Raw genomic sequence first — 15,971 nt, forward strand, 5'->3', positions numbered from 1 at the left:
GGAGAGGTGATCTCCGGCATGATCCCGGCCTCGGCACCGACCGCGCGCGTGCGCGCGGTCACGCCCGGGGGCTTCGACTCGGGCCGCACGCTGCCCGAGGAAACGCCGGTGGCGCTGGTCTACAACGGCGGCACGCAGGCCGTGATGATGGCCACGCCCGCCGACATCGAGGACTTCGCGCTGGGCTTCACGCTGACCGAAGGCATCGCGCCGCGTCACGCTCTCCCCGATGTCGAGGTGGTGGCCCACGCCACACCCTCGGGCCCCGGGCTCGAAGCGCGGATGTGGCTCCCGCCCGAGGCCGAGATGGCGCTGCGCGCGCGCAGGCGCGCCAGCGTCGGCCCCGTGGGCTGCGGCCTTTGCGGCATCGACTCGCTGGGTCAGGCGCTCCGCCCCCTGCCCGTCCTGCCCGAAGCCTATGCCGCCCTGACCGTCGCCGACATGAAGTTTGCTCTGGGCGAGCTGCGTGACTGGCAGCCGCTCCACGACGAGACCCGCGCCGTCCACGCCGCCGGCTTCTGGCAACCGGGTCAGGGCATCCTGCTGGCGCGCGAGGACGTGGGCCGGCACAACGCGCTCGACAAGCTGATCGGGGCGCTGGCGCGGGCCAACATCGACCCGGCACTGGGCGCCATCGCGCTGACCTCGCGCCTGTCGGTGGAGATGATCCAGAAGACGGTCATGGCCGGCTGCCCGATCCTCCTCGCCGTCTCGGCCCCGACCGCGCGCGCGGTGCGGATCGCCGACGGGGCGAACCTTACCCTTGCTTCCACGTCACGCGGGGAGGTGCAGGTCTTCACCCATCCCCGCCGCATCCTCACACGTCGCCGGGAGGGGCCCCGCTTTGGCCGCTGACATTCAGAAACTGGTCCGCATGGCGAACCAGATCGCTACCTTCTTCGCCTCCCAACCGGGCGACACCCAAGCTGCCGAGGTTGCGGGGCACCTCAAGTCCTTCTGGGAACCGCGCATGCTCCAAGCGCTCTACGCCCATGTAGACGCAGGCGGCGAAGGGCTCTCGCCCCTGGTCCTGCAGGCCGTGGGCCGACTGCGTCAGCCAGCCTGAGGAGCGTTCGTCGTCAGCGGCTCGCCCAGCCGGGACCAGACCTCGTCGACCACCGCCTCGGCGGCCAGTCCCACCAAGGCGCCCGCAGTGACATCCGAGGGATAATGCGCGCAGCGGGGAATCTGGGCGAGCCCGATGGCCGCCGCTGCGCCATAAAGGGGAAGGCGGGCTTCGGGGAACACCCGGGCCACCGCGCGCGCCGCCGCGACCGCATCGGCCGTGTGCCCTGAAGGGAAGGAGTTGTAGGGCCCCTCGTTCGGCCCTAGCAGACCCCTTTCATAGCGGCCCTCGTCGGCCAGCACGTGGGGCCGGGTGCGAACGACGATGGCCTTGGCCACGCTCTTGATGGCTGTGGCGAGCGCGACGGAGGCGAAGAGCCGTCCTCCGGCCTCCGCGACCGACCGCTGGCAGCCCGCAAGCCCGCCCGCGAGCATCAGCGCGCCCAGCGTCAGCATCGGCGGCTGGTCTGCGATTTCGCTCAGGTGCCCGAGAGCTTGGGTGACGGGATGGTGCCGGACCTCGGCAGCCTTGTGGGCTACGGCGATGTCGGCCTCCTCGACGGTTTCGATGGCGCTCTCCAGAGACATACCTCCCGAACGCGGCCGCGCGTCAAAGGTTGCGCTTGACGCAGGGGCCAGGCGTCACAGGGCCCGCGCGCCCAGCCAGCGAGCCCAACTCGCCTCCGAGCCCGCGAAGGCGTTCACGTCCACAGGCCCCTGCACGCCCGGAACGAGGCCGGTCCCGGAATACTGCCAGAACGTCCAATCCTCGTCCGGATAGGCTTCGGACGGATGCCGGGTGACGGCACGCAGCCACATTTCGGCGCCTTGGAGCTTCCAGAGCTCGTTACGTTCCCAGAAGTCAGGAGTGGTGTAGATGATGGGGGTCTGGTCGAAGTGCCGGCCGACGGTGTTGAGCCAGGTCTGCACCTCGGTGCGCACGACCTCGGGCGCGGGGCGGTAGGTGGCGCAGGTCGGCGACGCCGTGTTCCATTCGAGGTCGAGCACGGGCGGCATCGCACCACGCTCCTTGGGCACGTTGGCGATGAACCAGGCGGCCTGGGTCGAGGCAGGGCCGCACCAGTAGTGGAAATGGTAGGCGCCCCGCGCCACGCCGGCCTCGCCCGCGGCGCGCCAATGGGCGGCGAAGGCCGGATCGACGCGGTCACCGCCCTCGGTAGCCTTGATGAAGGCGAAGCTCACGCCGTTTGCTCGGGCCATGGGCCAATCGATGGCGGTCTGGTAGCGCGACACGTCGATGCCGTGGACGGGGTGGAACATGGGCGACAGCCCCTTCCACTCCACGGGATGGGCGTCACCGAAGCGGGGGAGTTGGGGCGCGCCGAACCGGGGCCCGATGACCGAAGCAGCGGAACTGCTCTGCTCCATCTGAGCGGCCCGCGGGCCGCCCCCACAGGCCGCCAGCACAAGAAGGGCCGCGAGCCCCAGGCCTCTAACCAGTCCGGACGACGTCCGCATCTCCGAATCCCCCTGTCCCCAACCATGGCGCGTCTTGGCCGACGCGTCTTCTCCCGCCAGTCTGCGGCGCGATCCGGGCCCAAGCAAGGCGGATGAAGGGCACCCGGAGGTGCGGGACGAAGCCCATCCCGCAGGCTCAGTCCATGTGGAACTGCTGCGGCAGGAGAAAGGGAAAGCTTGTGGCCGGGTCGATCTCGACCTTCATGATCGGGGCCATCCACTCGGCCCAGCGGGCGTTCACCGGATCGGCGGCGATCGCCTTCTGCAACGCCGCAAGGTCGTCGCACTCGAAGGTGCCGAACAGCGTCAGCCCGTGCCGGAAGATGTTGTAGTTGCGGAAGCCCGCTTTCCGCAGCGCCTCGGTCATCTCGGGCCAGATCGCGTCGTGCCGGCGCTTGTACTCCTCCTCGTAGCCCGGCCGGACCTCGAGCACCCAGGCGTAGCTGGCCATCATCCCCTCCAGTGGTTGAACGCGTCGCGCAGCGCGACCGTCTCGGTCAGCACGTCGTCGAAGAGCGTGCCCATGTAGTCCTGGTGCACCGCTTCGAGCGCCACGTAGCCGTCGTAGCCCGCGTCCCGCAGCGTGCCGAGCATCGCGGGGACGTTCAGAGTCCCTTGCGCGAACTTGGCCTGGAGCGCTCCTGGCCGGGCCTGCCGCAGGTGGACATGGGCGGCGTGGGGCGCGAGCGGGTCCACCTCCTCCTGCCGATAGCCCAGGCAGGCGAAGTGGGCGTAGTCCAGGGCGAGGCGCACACCGGTTTCGTCGACCAGCCGGCGTACCAGGGCCGGGCTCTCGGCCCAGGAATGGACGTGCGGCTCGACGCAGAGCCGCTGGCGTGCGCCGGGCACCTCCAGCAGCACGCGCAGGGATTGGGCCGCGACCCGCGCCGCCGCCTCACGAGACTGGCCGGGGTTCACGATCCCGGGAAGCACGAACACCGTCGGAATGGCGGCGGCTTCGGCGAAGGCCAGCACCCGTTCGAGGTCGCGGAGGTTGGCGGCCACGCTCCCGGAGAGGGCGATGTTCCGGTCGGCAAGGCCGTCCCCGAACAGGTGGTAGTAGTTGGCGATGGCGACCCCGAGGCCCCGGAGCGGCTCCGCCGCCGCGCGGGGGTCCGACAGGATCTCGGCCTTGTCCAGCGCCGAGCGGTAGAAGAGCCCCACGTCGATGGCATCAAGGCCCAGGGCACGGGCCACCCATGCGACCTCGAGGAGCGTCAGCGCCGGAAAGGACCAAGAGGTGACCGACAGGCGCATCAGGACGCCCCCGTGGCCTCGATGCGCCCGGAGGCAGCCGAGCGGTAGAGCGCGTCGAGCGCCGCCGTGACTCTCAGTCCGTTGCGCGCATCCGAAGCGTTCTCGACCGCCTCGCCCCGGCAAAGCCGCGCGAAGACCCGGACGGGCAGCGAGCCGTCGTAGACGCCTTCGATATCCGTCAGGGGCAGCGCCTCGTCGTGGCCGTCGTGGCGGCGCAGCTCCAACCGGGCGGGCAGGTTGGAGAAGGTGACCATGCCTTCCGTCCCGTATAGCCGCACGTCCGTGTGCATCCCCACATGCTTGGGCACCGTCGAGGCTCCTGACAGCGCCAGCGTCGCGCCTCCGGCGAAGCGGCCCATGCCCGCGTCGTAGTAGTCCACCCCCGTGGGCGACTTCACGTCGAGGCAGGCCATGCTCTCCCAGCCCTCGCCCGTCACGTAGGCCACCCAGGCCAACGCGTGCGAGAGTTGCCCCCAGCCGTAGCCCCCCGCGCGCCGGGGATCGGCCCAGGTCGAGGGCGGCGGGCGGAAGATGTGGTCGGCGGTCTCGGCCATGGGCTTGCCCGCCATGAGGTCGTCGAGCGGCGAGCCCATCTGGCAGGCCACGTGCCGCAGCGCCCCGATCCGCCCGCCCCGGACCCAGCGGGCAGCCCAGGCCGAGAAACGTGTGAAGTTGAGCCCTGTGGGCACCATGACCTCGCGTCCCGCGCGCTCGGCGGCCTGGGCGATGGCGCGGGCGTCCTGCGTGGCGGTGGCCATAGGTTTCTCGACGAGCACATGGCAGCCGGCCTCGACCCCCGCGATGGCCGGCCCGGCATGGGCCACGTGCGGCGTCGCGACCACGAGGCCGTCGAGCCGTTCCTGCGCCAGCATCCGGTCGAGGTCGCTATAGAGCGCCCCAATCCCGAAGCGATCCCCGGCGATGCGCAGCCGCTCGGGATCGAGGTCGCAGAGCGCGACCACCTCGACCCCGTCGCAGTCCTGGAGCGTGGGGATGTGCATGAACACCGCCCACCAGCCGATCCCCACCACGCCGATCCGTGCCGTCATGTCCCCTCCTGCCCCACCGTCGAGCGAAAGACGTTCTGCATGTGAGTCTCGGCCGCCCGCGCCGCGGCCTCCGGGTCGCGGGCCCGGAGCGCATCCAGCAGGAGGCGGTGGTCGCGCAGCGACTGCTCCAGCACCCCGGCCGTCTCGGAGGCGCGCTTGCGCACCTCCAGCCCCAGGACGTTCAGGCTTTCGCCGATCCGCCGCAGGAAGGGGTTGCCGCAGCCCTGCCAGATCGCCTGGTGGAAGGCGAAGTCCGAGGCGCGGAAGGCGGTGGCGTCCTGCAGCGTGCTTTCCTGCGCGGCCAGGATCCCCTCCAGCCGGTCGAGCGAGGCGTCGTCCATGTTGACGGCGGCGCGCCTGGCCACGTCGCTCTCGATCAGGCTGCGGGCGTCGTAGAGCGCCCGGATGTTGCCTTCCTCCAGCGCCAAGAAGAACTGGATCGGCGACAGCAACGCCTGCGCGTCGAGTGCGGAGATGGTGGAGCCGCCGCCCTGCCGCGACCGGACCACTCCGAGGATCGACAGACCCCGGATCGCCTCGCGCACCGAGGGGCGCGACACACCCAGCGACTCGGCCAAGTCCCGTTCGGGCGGAAGCTGGTCGCCCGGGCGAAGCTGCCGAGCCACCACGAGGTCGAGGATGCGGCGCGCGACCTGCTCGGCGACGGATTCGCGCTGGATGGGCGTGTCGAGGGAGGGCAGGCTCATGCCGGCGCCCTCCGGGCGAGGCGCGCGCCCAGGCGCGGCACCAACACCGAGGCGATCAGCAGGAGCCCGACCACCCCCGTCTGGATGTGCCCCGTGACGTTCATGAGCGACATGCCGTTGCGCAGGGACAGCACGATCAGGATGGCAAGTCCCACGCCGGTCAGCGTCCCCGAGCCGCCGAAAATGCTGACCCCGCCCAGCAGGGCCATGGTGATGATGTCCAATTCAAATCCCTGCCCCACGTCGCCCCGCACCGCGCCCACGCGCGCGGCGAACAGGAGCCCCGCATAGGACGCCACGAGGCCGGAGGCCATGAAGATCAGGATCTTGTGCCGGGCGGTGTCGAGGCCCGCGAACTCGGCCACGTCGCGACTCACGCCGATGACATAGGTCTTCCGCCCGAAGCCGCCCTTCTCCAGCACCACGTAGAGCAGCGCAAAGAGCACGAGGAACGACAGGAGCCCCAGCGGCACCGGCCCGATCAGGCCGCGCTGCCCCAGCGCCGCGAACCAGTCGGGGAAGCCGCCGATGCTGCGGTCCTCCAGCAGGATGCGCGCGAGGCCCCGGAAGCCGATCAGCGTGGCGAGCGTCACCACGAGCGAGGGCAGCCCCAACCGCGCCACGAACCAGCCGTTCAGGAAGCCGCCTGCGGGTCCGATCCCGAGGCACAGCGCGCAGGCCAGCGCGGCGGGCGTCCCCGCCTCGACCAGCGTGGCAAAGGCGCAGGCCGAGAGCCCCATCATCGATCCCACCGACAGGTCGATTTCGGCGTTGATGATGACGAAGGCCATGACCAGCGCGATGATGATCTTCTCGATGGAGAGCTGGAACAGGTTGATCTGGTTGCCCACCGTCAGGAACTGCGGGCTGATCCAGGCATTCGCGGCGTAGACCAGCACCAGCACGGCGAGGAGGAACGTCTCCCAGGGGCCGAGGACGCGGGTCATGGCGTGGCCTCCTTCGGGACCGGGGCGGCCGCCTTATCGCGGCGGATGCGCAGGCGCTGGAGGCGCCGCATGAGGAGCGCGTCGCCGGTCACGGCCGACAGGATCAGGAGCCCCAGCACCGCCTCGCGCCAGAACTCGGAGACGAGATCCCAGCGCACCAGGCTGTTCTCGATCAGGTCCACGAGGATCGCGCCGATCAGCGCGCCCACGACCGTGCCGGCCCCCCCGAAGATGTTCACGCCCCCCAGCACGGCGGCGGCGATGCTCTTCAGCTCGAAGCCGAGCCCCGCGACCACGGTGATGTTGCCGAAGCGCGCAAGGAAGAAGAGCCCGGCAAGCCCGGCCAGCGCCCCCGCCGCCACGAAGGCCGCCAGCACCGTGCGCCGGACGTCGATCCCGGCCATCTCGGCCGCCTCGGGGTTCGAGCCCACGGCATAGAGCGCCCGGGCGGGCCGAAGCCGCGTCAGGGCGAGGTGGACGAAGATCACGATGACCACGGCCGCCACGAAGGCCGCGCGGAACTGCACACCCCCGATGGCGAAGAGTTGCAGATTCGGGAACGCCACGAGCCAGTCCGGCAGGCTGTCGGTGGTGATGCTCTGCGCGTCCGAGAACTCCACCAGCGCCGACCGGAAGATCGCCATGGTGGCGAGCGTCACGATGATCGAGGGCACGCCCGCGTAGGCCACGAGGAGCCCGTTCACAAGGCCGAAGCCCGCGCCGATCCCGAGCGCCGCCAAGGCGAGCAGTGCCGGATGCAGGTCGGGGACGGCCGTCACCAGCGCTCCCGTACCATAGGCGGTGAAGCCCACGACGGCGCCGAGGCTCAGGTCGATGTTGCGCGTCAGGATCACCAGGGTCTGCGCGCAGGCGATCAGCGCCACGATGGCGACCGAGGAGGAGATGCGGTTGAAGAGCCGCGCGTTCAGGTAGTTCTCGATCTGGCTCGCGAAGAACGCCCCTACCAGCAGCAGCACGAGGACGAGCGCGAGGAGGCGCAGCGCGCCGGGCGAGACCCTGGTCATGCGGCGTCCCTGTCCTGTCCGGTAGCGAGGCGCATGACCCCCTCCTGCGTGGCCGCCTCATGCGGGATCACGCCCATCTGCCGCCCCTCGCGCATGACGAGGATGCGATCGCCCAGCGCCAGCACCTCGGGCAGGTCCGAGGAGATGACGAGCGCCGCGCCGCCCTGTCGCACGAACTGGCGGATCAGGTCGTGCACCTCGGCCTTGGCGCCCACGTCGATGCCCCTCGTGGGCTCGTCGAATATCAGAAGCTGCGGGTTCGTCTCCAGCCACTTGGCCAGCATCACCTTCTGCTGGTTGCCGCCCGAGAGCTTGCCCACGGGCGTGTCCGCGTCGGCCATGCGGATGTTGAGCCGCTCGCGGTAGCCCTGCGTCACGGCGCGCTCGGCCCGCTCGCGCATAAGGCCCCAACGCGTCAGCACCTTGCCCAGGGTGGCGAGCGTGACGTTCGAGCGGATCGACAGCGGCAGGGCTAGGCCGAGCTTGCGCCGGTCCTCCGAGACATAGGCGATCCCCAGCGCCATCGCTGCGCGTGGGGACCCGATGCGGACCTCTTGCCCCTTCCACAGGACCCGTCCCGCCGTCGCCGGCCGGATGCCGAACAAGGACAGCGCCACGTCCGTACGCCGGGCGCCGATCAGGCCCGCCAAGCACAGGACCTCGCCCCGGTGGATGTCGAAGCTGACGCCCTCGAAAGCGTCCTCGACGCCGAGGCCGCGCACCGACAGCAGCACCTCGGGCGTCGCGTGGCTTTCGTCCTTGCGGAAATAGTTGCCGACCTCGCGCCCCACCATCTCGGCGATCATGCGCTCGGGCGTGACCTCGGCGATGGGACGGGTCGAGATGTGGCTCCCGTCGCGGATCACCGTGACCCGGTGCGCGACCTCGAATATCTCCTCCAGCCGGTGCGAGATGTAGACGACCGCGACACCCTCGGCCGCCAGGCCACGCGCGATGCGGCGCAGCTCGCCCGCCTCGTGAGCCGACAGCGAGGCCGTGGGCTCGTCCATGATGAGCACGCGCACGTCCTGGCTCAGGGCGCGGGCGATCTCCACGGCCTGCTGCTCGGCCAGCGTCAGCCCGCTCGCCACCCGGTCGGGGTCGAGGCTCATGCCGATGCGCGCAATGAGCTCCCGCGCCCTTTCTCGCAGCAGCCCCCGGCGCTGCACGAGCCCAAGGTCCGTGGCGCTGATGAAAATGTTCTCGGCCACGTCGAGGTCGGGAAATACCATCGGCTCCTGGTAGATGGCCGAAACGCCTTTCGCCCGCGCCTCGCGGGGGCCAGACAGCGTGACGGGCCGCCCATCCACCTCCACCCCTCCCGTCGAGGGCGCGTGAACGCCAGTCATGATCTTGATCATGGTGGACTTGCCCGCGCCGTTCTCGCCCACCACGGCATGGACCTCGCCGGGCCACAGCTCCAGCGTCATGCCCGAGAGGGCCCGGGTGGCGCCGAAGCTCTTGGAGACATCGCGCAGGGCAAGGACGGGGGCGGCCATGGGCAGGGCTCCGGGCGGAAGAGGGACAGCCCCGGACGGGGCCGCCCCGACAAGGATCAGTTGGCCGCGCCTTCGACGTTCTCGGCGGTGTAGACGGTGAAGGGCCCCATCAGGACGCGCTTGGCGCCCTCGCGGCCCGGGTCGGCCTCGATCGTGTACTCGCCCATCCGGCCCGCGACGAAGGTCTCGCCCTCCTCGCCGGTGAGCTGGCCGGTCGCGAGCCCGTAGGCCACCTGATAGGTGAGGTAGCCGAGATCCCGGAAATCCCAGAGCGCGAACTGCGGCGCGCAGCCGTTCAGCGTGTAGCTCGCCATCTCGGCCGGCAGCCCCAGGCCCGAGACCTTGACCTGCTCGCAGAGCCCTTCGTCCTGCATGGCCTTGGCGGCGGCCTGGATGCCGACGGTGGTGGGCGCCATGATGAGCTTGAGGTCCGGGTGCGAGTCCACCAGCGCGAGCGCCCGGTTGTAGCTCTCCTCGGACTGGTCGTTGCCGTAGACGGTCTCGACCAGCTCGAGGTTGGCGTACTTCTCGTCCGCGCCCAGCACCTCCTCCAGCGAGGCGATCCAGGCGTTCTGGTTGGCGGCGTCCGGCGAGGCCGAAAGGACCGCGAACTGGCCCTCGCCACCCATGATCTCGTGCGCCATGTCGGCCATCACGCGCCCGGTCTCCTCGAAATCGACTTGCGCGATGAAGATGTCCTCGCCCTGCCCGTTCGGGATCGGGCTGTCCCAGGTCACGACCTTGGTCCCGGCCTGCTGCGCCGCCTGCGCGGCGGGCACGATCTGGTCGCCCGCGTTGTTGGACAGCATGACCGCGCCCACGCCTTGCGTGCCGGCGGTGGTCATGATCTCGATCTGGCCCGCGACCGAGTTCTCGGGCGTCGGCCCCTGGAACAGCAGCTCCCCCGGGTTCTGCAGCTCGGCATGAGCCTCCTGCGCGCCCTCGTGGGCCTGGTCGAAGACGAGGATGCCCAGGAACTTCGGCAGGAGGACCATGTCCACCTCCTGGCCCGGGGTCAGCGTCTTGGCCTGCGCGAGCGCCATCGTCGCGCCGCCGGCGAGAAGGGCCGCGAGGCCCAGGGTCCGGATCATGTCGTCTCCTCCCGAGGGGTTCTTGCTTGGTCCCGGCGGCGGGGTCCCCTCACGGCCCCGCGCGGGAAGGGTCGTCAGCCGGGCACGGGCTTTCTCGGCCCCACCCCCCGCAGCGCCCGCCGCACGTCCTCGGCCACCAGGCTCTGGAGCCGCCCGATGGCCGCGTCCGAGTACCAGGCGGCATGGGGCGTGAGCAGGCAGTTGGGAGCCGAGCGCAGGGGCGACCCCGGCGGCAACGGCTCGGCTCCGAACACGTCGAGCGCGGCGCCCCCGATGGTCCCGTCCCGCAGCGCCGCCGCGAGGTCGTACTCGTCGATGAGCTGCCCGCGCGCCGAGTTCACCAGGACCGCGTGCGGCCTCATGGTCGCGAGCCGCGCAGCATTGAAATAGCCGCGCGTCTCGGCGGTCGCGGGCGCGTGGAGCGATATCACGTCCGCCTCGCGCAACAGCTCCTCAGGGCCCATGAGCGCGACGCCCAGCGCCTCGGCGTCCCGCGTCGACAGGCCGGGGTCCGCGGCGGCAAAGCGGAAGCCGAAGCCCCGGAGCCGTGCATGGACCGCCCGCCCGATCTGCCCAAACCCAAAGAAGCCGAACACCGTCTCGGAGAAGGGTTTGAGCGGTCGCGCGACCTTGACCGCCGCCCAGTCGTTCGCACGCACCGAGGCGTCGAGTTGCGGCAGCTTCCGCAGCAGGGCCAGCGCCATGGCCGCCGTGTGCTCGGCCACTTCGTCGGCGCAGTAGTCAGGCACGTATCCTACCTTCAGGCCGTAGGCCCGTGCCGCCGCAAGGTCGATGTTGTCGTAGCCCACCCCGTAGCGGATCACCGTGCCGCCCGGCGCCATGGCCCTCGCCGCCGCTTCGCCGAAGGGCGCGAACTGGACGAGCGCGACCCGAGCGCCCGCGACGGCCTGGGCCACATCTTCGGCGGACTTCGCCTGGTGTGCGGAGAAGTCCGCCCCACCCTCGCGTGCGGCGCGCTCCTCTTGGTCGAGGGTCGGGAACGTCCAGTCTGTGACGGCGACCCTCATGCGGCCTCCAGGTAATCGTGGATGATCTCGCCGGGCACGAGCGTGAAGTCGGCGCGCCAGTGGAAGCCCACCAGCGGCTCGACGACCGGCAGGCGGAAGATGGGAAGCTGGGCGTTGGGCCGCAGCTCGACCGTGCAGGGCCCTGCCCAGGCCTCGTGGACCGTGACCTCCGACAGACGGCGCGACGTGATCTGTCGGATGGCCGGCCGCCCATCGATGTGGTCGACAGCCTTGAGGTTCAGGTTGGTCGCGAAATCGAAGAAGGGCTTCAGTGCCTCGGGGCCTACCGCCCGCTGCTTGTAGGCCAGCGTCCCGGTCAGCACGTCGATCCCGTTCCGCTCTATCCGCCCCACCACGAGGTCGCCGCGCACCTCCAGCGTGGGGCTTGCCAGCTTCTTGGGCTGGCCGTGCACCTCGCGCCCATGCGCCACGCCGCCATCCGAGGACAGCGCGAGATAGGGGGAATAGGCCCCCTCGCGATCGCCGAGCCGCGCGCCCACCATCACGTTCGCCTCGCCGTAGGGGCCCAGCCGGTCGGGGTCGTGCATCCGGTAGACATGGACGCAGGCCACGTCTCCGATGGGCTCCAGTGGCGGAGGCAGAAGAAAGGCCAGCGCCTCCGGGTCGGTGCGCCAGTAGAGCGTCAGGATCTCGGCGTTGCGGAAGCGGAACGGAAATGGCGGGACCAGGGGCGCGTCCCAGGGAGTCGAAAACCCACCCCGGACGATGTCGCCCTCCGTAGGCCGGGTCAGGCCCCAGGGCCCGGTCATGCCAGAGTCCTGAAATCCGGATGGCCACCGACGGCGTTTCCGCGCATCTTCTCCTCCTCCCGACGCAAACCTTTGACAGGTCTCTTGGCGCGTCGTAACGAATTGGTCAGGCCAATTAGCCTTTCCTTAACGTCAGGGGTCAAGCGAAATGTTCGATCTGCATCCCGTTCCGGTGCCGGACCTCTCGGGACGGCGCGTCTTCGTGACCGGCGCCGGGCGCGGGATCGGGGCGGCGCTGGCGCGCGTGCTGACGCGGCACGGCGCGCATGTGGTGGCCGGGGTTCACGGAGAGGCTGAGGCCCTGCCCGACGACGTGACCGCCGTGCCGCTCGATGTCACCGACGACGCCTCCGTTCGGGCCGCCGCCGCGCAGGTGCGCGAGACGATGGGCGGCCTCGACGTGCTTGTGAACAACGCGGGCCTGATCTCGACCATCCGGCCGCTTGCCGAGCTGTCCGCCGATGAGCTGAGCCCGGCCTTCGATGTCAACGTCTTGGGCCTCCACCGCGTCACGATGGCCTGCCTGCCCATGCTGGAAGAGGCGCGCGGCCTGATCCTGAACGCCGGGACGGGGGCCGCGACCAAGGCCATGGAGGGCTGGACCGCCTACTGCACCTCCAAGGCCGCGGCGCGGATGCTCACGATGATGCAGGACCTGGAGCTGAGCCCCCGGGGCGTGCACGCCCGCTTCGTCGGCATCCCGCCCACCGACACTGCCATGCAGGCCGAGATCCGCGAGGCAGGACTCAATCCGATCTCGAAGATCCCCCAAAAGGATCTCGTGCACCCGGACGTGCCCGCCACTGTGCTGGCCTGGCTCTGCGCCTCCGCGAACCGGGACCGCGAGGAGGTTCTGCTCGACGTGCGTGACGACCTGTTCAGGGGCATGATGGCGGCGGCCTAGCCCGCCGCCACCGCCTGCCACTCGCGCACGGCCTCCACCGGCCAGAGCAGCATCAGCACGTTGAGCGCGAGCCCGTCGCGAATGAGCCAGACGGTGACTACCTCGAACAGCAGGATCAGCGCGGCCGAGATCCAGACGGGCAGCCGCCGCGCGAGCCAGAAACCCAGGGCCATGCAGACGACGTCCGCGACCGAGTTCAGGACCGTGTCGCCCAGGTAGTCCTTGGACACGGTGGCCGTGCGGTAGCGCTCGATCACCGCATCCGAGTTCTCGACCAGCTCCCAGGTGCATTCCACCAGCACGGCCAAGGCGAAGCGCCAACCGATGGCGAGCCTCCTCGCGACCAGCCACAGCCCGGCGTAGAAGAGCAGCCCGTGGATGAGGTGGCTGGGCGAGTACCAGTCGAACAGGTGCTGCGACCCTTCCGCCCCCCAGGGATCGTCGTACCACAGGAGGATGCGACCGGATGGCGCAAGGGGGGCGCGGCCATCGGCCAGGAGCCACGCGGCCGCGACGGCCAAGATCAGGAAGGAAACGAGCCAGGGGTGCAGGTTACGGGTCATGCGCGCAGCCAAGCACGACGCTCCGGCAAGGCCAAGGCGGGTTTTCCGACCCGCCCCAGCCCTCACATTGCTGCATCGGCCCCAGGCAAGCATTTCGCTCAGGATTGACGACTACAAGCAAATTGGTCAGGTATATCGGGACGCGCCCCAGGAGAGCCCTGCGCCATGATGATCTGCCATTGCAACGGCCTGTCCGATCGCGACATCCACGCGGCCATCGACTGGATGCGCGCCGCGGACCCTGAGACGATCATCACGCCGGGCAAGGTCTACCGGGCGCTCGGCAAGCGCCCCGACTGCGGCAACTGCCTACCCCTTTTCCTTGCCACGATGCAGCGGAACGATAACCTTGAGGTGCCGAACCGGCCCCCGCTCCTGCGGGTTCCGGTGCACAACAAGGAGACTGCGTAGATGAAGGGCGATCCCCAGGTCATCGAGTACCTCAACCGGGCGCTGCGGAGCGAGCTGACGGCCGTGAACCAGTACTGGCTTCACTACCGGCTGCAGGAGGATTGGGGCCTCGGGCACTTGGCCAAGAAGAGCCGGGAGGAAAGCATCGAGGAGATGCACCACGCGGATCGCATCATCACACGTATCATCTTCCTGGAAGGTCACCCGAACCTCCAGAAGCTCGACCCCCTGCGCATCGGTCAGAACGCCCGCGAATCGCTGGAGGCCGACCTTGCGGCCGAGCACGAGGCCGCCGCCCTCTACCGCGAGGCCTACGGCTACTGCGACAAGGTGGGCGACTACGTGTCCAAGAAGCTGTTCCAAGACCTCCTCGCAGACGAGGAAGGGCACATCGACTTCCTGGAGACGCAACTCGGCCTCTACGACCGCATCGGTACACAGCACTACGAGCACCTGAACGCGGAGCCCGCCGATCAGGCCGACGCGGGCAGCGCCGGGGCCAGTCACGGCGACTGACCTGACCCAACGGAAATCGGGGCCCCCGGAGGAGGGGCCCCGTCACTCGTCATCGACTCAGGGTCAGACGCACTTCACGATGACGGGCTTCATCATGTCGCCCCAGCAGCCGCCGCCACAGTGGTAGCGCTCCGAGCGGTGCAGCTCGACCGCAAGGCCCGCGTCCACGGCTTCGCGGATGGCGGCGTTCAGGCGCCCGAGTTGCTCGGCCACGGCCTCCATGTGGGCGGTCTGGCGCTCGGACAGGGACGTGGTGCCTTCGTGGGCATCGGGAAGCATGTCGTACATGGTCGGCCCTCCTCGGGGATCGGATGTCTGGCGATCAGGCGTGGGTGAACTGGGCGGTCTCGGTCGATTCGCCCATGGCGGTGGTCGAGGACTTGCCTTGGGTGATGGTCGTGGCGACCTGGTCGAAGTAGCCGGTCCCGACCTCGCGCTGGTGGCGGACGGCGGTGAAGCCCCGCTCGGTCGCGGCGAACTCGCGCTGCTGCATCTCGCTGTAGGCGGCCATGCCGCGGTCGCGGTAGCCGTCGGCCAGGTCGAACATCGACAGGTTCAGAGAGTGGAAGCCCGCCAGCGTCACGAACTGGAACTTGTAGCCCATGGCGCCCAGCTCGCGCTGGAACTTGGCGATGGTGGCCTCGTCGAGCTTGGCCTTCCAGTTGAAGGAGGGCGAGCAGTTGTAGGCCAGGAGCTTGCCCGGGTACTTCTTGTGGACGGCCTCGGCGAACTTGCGGGCGTCGTCGAGGTCCGGGTACGAGGTCTCCCACCACAGAAGGTCGGCGATCTCCGCATAGGCCATGCCGCGGGCGATGCAGTGGTCGAGGCCCGTGCCCGCCTTGAGGCGGAAGAACCCCTCGGTGGTGCGGTTCTCGCGGTCGATGAAGGGGTGGTCGCGTTCGTCCACGTCGGAGGTGATGAGCTGGGCCGATTCGGCATCCGTCCGGGCGACGGTGATCGTGGGCACGCCCATCACATCGGCGGCAAGGCGGGCGGCAACGAGGTTGCGCTCATGCGCCGCCGTGGGGATCAGGACCTTGCCGCCCAAGTGGCCGCACTTCTTCTCGGACGCCAGTTGGTCCTCGAAGTGGACGCCCGCGGCGCCGGCTTCGATGAAGGCCTTCATGATCTCGAAGCTGTTCAGCGGCCCGCCGAAGCCCGCCTCGGCGTCGGCGACGATGGGGACGTACCAGTCGCGGGTGACGTTGCCCTCGGAGGCCTCGATCTCGTCGGCGCGGCGGAGCGTCCGGTTGATGCGGCGGCACAGTTCGGGCGCAGCATTCGCAGGGTAGAGCGACTGATCGGGGTACATCGCGCCGGCGGTGTTCGCGTCGGCCGCGACCTGCCAGCCGGACAGGTAGATGGCCTTGAGGCCCGCGCGGACCTGCTGCATCGCCTGGTTGCCGGTGACGGCGCCGAGGGCGTTGATGAAGGGCTCCTCGTGGAGCTGCTTCCAGAGACGGTTGGCGCCGCGCTCGGCCAGCGTGTGCTGGATAGTCAGCGAGCCGCGGAGCTTCTGGACGTCCTGGGGCGTGTAGGGCCGGTTGATCCCGTCGAAACGCCCCTCGGGCGCGTGGGGGACGAGATCCTGGAAGGTCAGTTCGGTCATGAGGGGAGGCTTTCCGTCTGTGTGTGCGTCTGTTCTGAGGACCATTTTGCG

Annotated in this window: 20 protein-coding genes; 5 read left to right on the plus strand and 15 right to left on the minus strand. The window is 69.7% G+C overall.

Annotated features, from left to right (window positions below):
- Nucleotides 1-18: 18 nt before the first annotated feature.
- Nucleotides 19-855 carry a formate dehydrogenase accessory sulfurtransferase FdhD gene (fdhD, locus tag FHG71_RS01600; RefSeq protein WP_139079846.1) on the plus strand — a complete coding sequence of 279 codons (837 nt, stop codon included), beginning with the start codon at nucleotides 19-21 and terminating at the stop codon, nucleotides 853-855.
- A gap of 19 nt (nucleotides 856-874) precedes the next feature.
- Entirely contained in the window at nucleotides 875-1,066 is a 192-nt protein-coding gene (locus tag FHG71_RS01605; RefSeq protein ID WP_139079847.1) for a formate dehydrogenase subunit delta, read from the plus strand.
- Here FHG71_RS01605 and FHG71_RS01610 read toward each other — a convergent pair.
- From FHG71_RS01610 to FHG71_RS01665, 12 genes are all read right to left on the minus strand, one after another.
- Nucleotides 1,054-1,653 (minus strand): phosphatase PAP2 family protein, encoded by a 600-nt coding sequence (locus tag FHG71_RS01610; RefSeq protein ID WP_139079848.1) that lies wholly within the window; start codon nucleotides 1,651-1,653, stop codon nucleotides 1,054-1,056. The two genes, FHG71_RS01605 and FHG71_RS01610, sit on opposite strands and share 13 nt — an antisense overlap.
- A gap of 54 nt (nucleotides 1,654-1,707) precedes the next feature.
- The gene (locus FHG71_RS01615; protein ID WP_139079849.1) at nucleotides 1,708-2,544 is read right to left on the minus strand and encodes a glycoside hydrolase family 25 protein; all 837 of its coding nucleotides are present in this window, start codon (nucleotides 2,542-2,544) and stop codon (nucleotides 1,708-1,710) included.
- A gap of 136 nt (nucleotides 2,545-2,680) precedes the next feature.
- Nucleotides 2,681-2,995 (minus strand): L-rhamnose mutarotase, encoded by a 315-nt coding sequence (locus FHG71_RS01620; RefSeq protein ID WP_139079850.1) that lies wholly within the window; start codon nucleotides 2,993-2,995, stop codon nucleotides 2,681-2,683.
- Nucleotides 2,995-3,801, minus strand: coding sequence for a sugar phosphate isomerase/epimerase family protein (locus FHG71_RS01625; protein ID WP_139079851.1), 807 nt, complete (start codon nucleotides 3,799-3,801; stop codon nucleotides 2,995-2,997). Before FHG71_RS01625 ends, FHG71_RS01620 begins: the two co-directional genes overlap by 1 nt.
- A complete protein-coding gene (locus FHG71_RS01630; protein WP_139079852.1) occupies nucleotides 3,801-4,850 on the minus strand; it encodes a Gfo/Idh/MocA family protein in 1,050 nt (349 codons plus the stop codon). The genes FHG71_RS01625 and FHG71_RS01630 overlap by 1 nt, the downstream gene beginning before the upstream one ends.
- Entirely contained in the window at nucleotides 4,847-5,557 is a 711-nt protein-coding gene (locus FHG71_RS01635) for a FadR/GntR family transcriptional regulator (protein WP_139079853.1), read from the minus strand. The genes FHG71_RS01630 and FHG71_RS01635 overlap by 4 nt, the downstream gene beginning before the upstream one ends.
- A complete protein-coding gene (locus tag FHG71_RS01640) occupies nucleotides 5,554-6,504 on the minus strand; it encodes an ABC transporter permease (protein ID WP_139079854.1) in 951 nt (316 codons plus the stop codon). Before FHG71_RS01640 ends, FHG71_RS01635 begins: the two co-directional genes overlap by 4 nt.
- Nucleotides 6,501-7,529, minus strand: a complete 1,029-nt coding sequence (locus FHG71_RS01645) for an ABC transporter permease (protein WP_139079855.1) — start codon at nucleotides 7,527-7,529, stop codon at nucleotides 6,501-6,503. The genes FHG71_RS01640 and FHG71_RS01645 overlap by 4 nt, the downstream gene beginning before the upstream one ends.
- The gene (locus tag FHG71_RS01650; protein ID WP_139079856.1) at nucleotides 7,526-9,028 is read right to left on the minus strand and encodes a sugar ABC transporter ATP-binding protein; all 1,503 of its coding nucleotides are present in this window, start codon (nucleotides 9,026-9,028) and stop codon (nucleotides 7,526-7,528) included. Before FHG71_RS01650 ends, FHG71_RS01645 begins: the two co-directional genes overlap by 4 nt.
- A gap of 56 nt (nucleotides 9,029-9,084) precedes the next feature.
- Nucleotides 9,085-10,119, minus strand: a complete 1,035-nt coding sequence (locus FHG71_RS01655; protein ID WP_139079857.1) for a rhamnose ABC transporter substrate-binding protein — start codon at nucleotides 10,117-10,119, stop codon at nucleotides 9,085-9,087.
- 74 nt (nucleotides 10,120-10,193) lie between these two features.
- Entirely contained in the window at nucleotides 10,194-11,147 is a 954-nt protein-coding gene (locus FHG71_RS01660) for a C-terminal binding protein (RefSeq protein WP_139079858.1), read from the minus strand.
- Nucleotides 11,144-11,917, minus strand: a complete 774-nt coding sequence (locus FHG71_RS01665; RefSeq protein WP_139079859.1) for an acetoacetate decarboxylase family protein — start codon at nucleotides 11,915-11,917, stop codon at nucleotides 11,144-11,146. The genes FHG71_RS01660 and FHG71_RS01665 overlap by 4 nt, the downstream gene beginning before the upstream one ends.
- Before the next feature lie 148 nt (nucleotides 11,918-12,065).
- On the opposite strand from FHG71_RS01665, the gene FHG71_RS01670 reads away from it, so the two are divergent.
- Nucleotides 12,066-12,821, plus strand: a complete 756-nt coding sequence (locus FHG71_RS01670) for an SDR family oxidoreductase (protein ID WP_139079860.1) — start codon at nucleotides 12,066-12,068, stop codon at nucleotides 12,819-12,821.
- Here FHG71_RS01670 and FHG71_RS01675 read toward each other — a convergent pair.
- Nucleotides 12,818-13,384, minus strand: a complete 567-nt coding sequence (locus FHG71_RS01675; protein ID WP_139079861.1) for a DUF2585 family protein — start codon at nucleotides 13,382-13,384, stop codon at nucleotides 12,818-12,820. The two genes, FHG71_RS01670 and FHG71_RS01675, sit on opposite strands and share 4 nt — an antisense overlap.
- 165 nt (nucleotides 13,385-13,549) lie before the next feature.
- Between FHG71_RS01675 and FHG71_RS01680 the strand changes: the two genes are divergently transcribed.
- Both FHG71_RS01680 and bfr read left to right on the plus strand, forming a co-directional pair.
- Nucleotides 13,550-13,795: a (2Fe-2S)-binding protein gene (locus tag FHG71_RS01680; protein WP_139079862.1), complete on the plus strand. Its 246-nt coding sequence runs from the start codon at nucleotides 13,550-13,552 to the stop codon at nucleotides 13,793-13,795.
- Nucleotides 13,796-14,311, plus strand: a complete 516-nt coding sequence (gene bfr / locus FHG71_RS01685) for a bacterioferritin (RefSeq protein ID WP_139079863.1) — start codon at nucleotides 13,796-13,798, stop codon at nucleotides 14,309-14,311.
- 63 nt (nucleotides 14,312-14,374) lie between these two features.
- Here bfr and FHG71_RS01690 read toward each other — a convergent pair whose 3' ends face one another.
- Both FHG71_RS01690 and aceA read right to left on the minus strand, forming a co-directional pair.
- Complete coding sequence (locus tag FHG71_RS01690) at nucleotides 14,375-14,599, minus strand: hypothetical protein (protein ID WP_139079864.1); 225 nt, start codon at nucleotides 14,597-14,599, stop codon at nucleotides 14,375-14,377.
- Between the two features lie 34 nt (nucleotides 14,600-14,633).
- Nucleotides 14,634-15,920: an isocitrate lyase gene (gene aceA, locus FHG71_RS01695; RefSeq protein ID WP_139079865.1), complete on the minus strand. Its 1,287-nt coding sequence runs from the start codon at nucleotides 15,918-15,920 to the stop codon at nucleotides 14,634-14,636.
- Between the last annotated feature and the right edge of the window lie 51 nt (nucleotides 15,921-15,971).

The sequence above is a fragment of the Rubellimicrobium roseum genome, from assembly GCF_006152145.1.
In the GTDB taxonomy this organism is placed as follows: domain Bacteria; phylum Pseudomonadota; class Alphaproteobacteria; order Rhodobacterales; family Rhodobacteraceae; genus Rubellimicrobium; species Rubellimicrobium roseum.

Excerpts from the sequence above, each read along its gene's own strand:
- FHG71_RS01615 (WP_139079849.1), bottom strand. The coding sequence starts at position 2,544 with ATGCGGACGTCGTCCGGACTGGTTAGAGGCCTGGGGCTCGCGGCCCTT.
- aceA (WP_139079865.1), bottom strand. The coding sequence starts at position 15,920 with ATGACCGAACTGACCTTCCAGGATCTCGTCCCCCACGCGCCCGAGGGG.
- FHG71_RS01610 (WP_139079848.1), bottom strand. The coding sequence starts at position 1,653 with ATGTCTCTGGAGAGCGCCATCGAAACCGTCGAGGAGGCCGACATCGCC.
- FHG71_RS01645 (WP_139079855.1), bottom strand. The coding sequence starts at position 7,529 with ATGACCAGGGTCTCGCCCGGCGCGCTGCGCCTCCTCGCGCTCGTCCTC.
- FHG71_RS01630 (WP_139079852.1), bottom strand. The coding sequence starts at position 4,850 with ATGACGGCACGGATCGGCGTGGTGGGGATCGGCTGGTGGGCGGTGTTC.
- bfr (WP_139079863.1), top strand. The coding sequence starts at position 13,796 with ATGAAGGGCGATCCCCAGGTCATCGAGTACCTCAACCGGGCGCTGCGG.
- FHG71_RS01605 (WP_139079847.1), top strand. The coding sequence starts at position 875 with ATGGCGAACCAGATCGCTACCTTCTTCGCCTCCCAACCGGGCGACACC.
- FHG71_RS01635 (WP_139079853.1), bottom strand. The coding sequence starts at position 5,557 with ATGAGCCTGCCCTCCCTCGACACGCCCATCCAGCGCGAATCCGTCGCC.
- FHG71_RS01660 (WP_139079858.1), bottom strand. The coding sequence starts at position 11,147 with ATGAGGGTCGCCGTCACAGACTGGACGTTCCCGACCCTCGACCAAGAG.
- FHG71_RS01675 (WP_139079861.1), bottom strand. The coding sequence starts at position 13,384 with ATGACCCGTAACCTGCACCCCTGGCTCGTTTCCTTCCTGATCTTGGCC.
- FHG71_RS01640 (WP_139079854.1), bottom strand. The coding sequence starts at position 6,504 with ATGACCCGCGTCCTCGGCCCCTGGGAGACGTTCCTCCTCGCCGTGCTG.
- FHG71_RS01680 (WP_139079862.1), top strand. The coding sequence starts at position 13,550 with ATGATGATCTGCCATTGCAACGGCCTGTCCGATCGCGACATCCACGCG.
- FHG71_RS01625 (WP_139079851.1), bottom strand. The coding sequence starts at position 3,801 with ATGCGCCTGTCGGTCACCTCTTGGTCCTTTCCGGCGCTGACGCTCCTC.
- FHG71_RS01620 (WP_139079850.1), bottom strand. The coding sequence starts at position 2,995 with ATGGCCAGCTACGCCTGGGTGCTCGAGGTCCGGCCGGGCTACGAGGAG.
- FHG71_RS01655 (WP_139079857.1), bottom strand. The coding sequence starts at position 10,119 with ATGATCCGGACCCTGGGCCTCGCGGCCCTTCTCGCCGGCGGCGCGACG.
- FHG71_RS01670 (WP_139079860.1), top strand. The coding sequence starts at position 12,066 with ATGTTCGATCTGCATCCCGTTCCGGTGCCGGACCTCTCGGGACGGCGC.
- FHG71_RS01690 (WP_139079864.1), bottom strand. The coding sequence starts at position 14,599 with ATGTACGACATGCTTCCCGATGCCCACGAAGGCACCACGTCCCTGTCC.
- FHG71_RS01665 (WP_139079859.1), bottom strand. The coding sequence starts at position 11,917 with ATGACCGGGCCCTGGGGCCTGACCCGGCCTACGGAGGGCGACATCGTC.
- fdhD (WP_139079846.1), top strand. The coding sequence starts at position 19 with ATGATCCCGGCCTCGGCACCGACCGCGCGCGTGCGCGCGGTCACGCCC.
- FHG71_RS01650 (WP_139079856.1), bottom strand. The coding sequence starts at position 9,028 with ATGGCCGCCCCCGTCCTTGCCCTGCGCGATGTCTCCAAGAGCTTCGGC.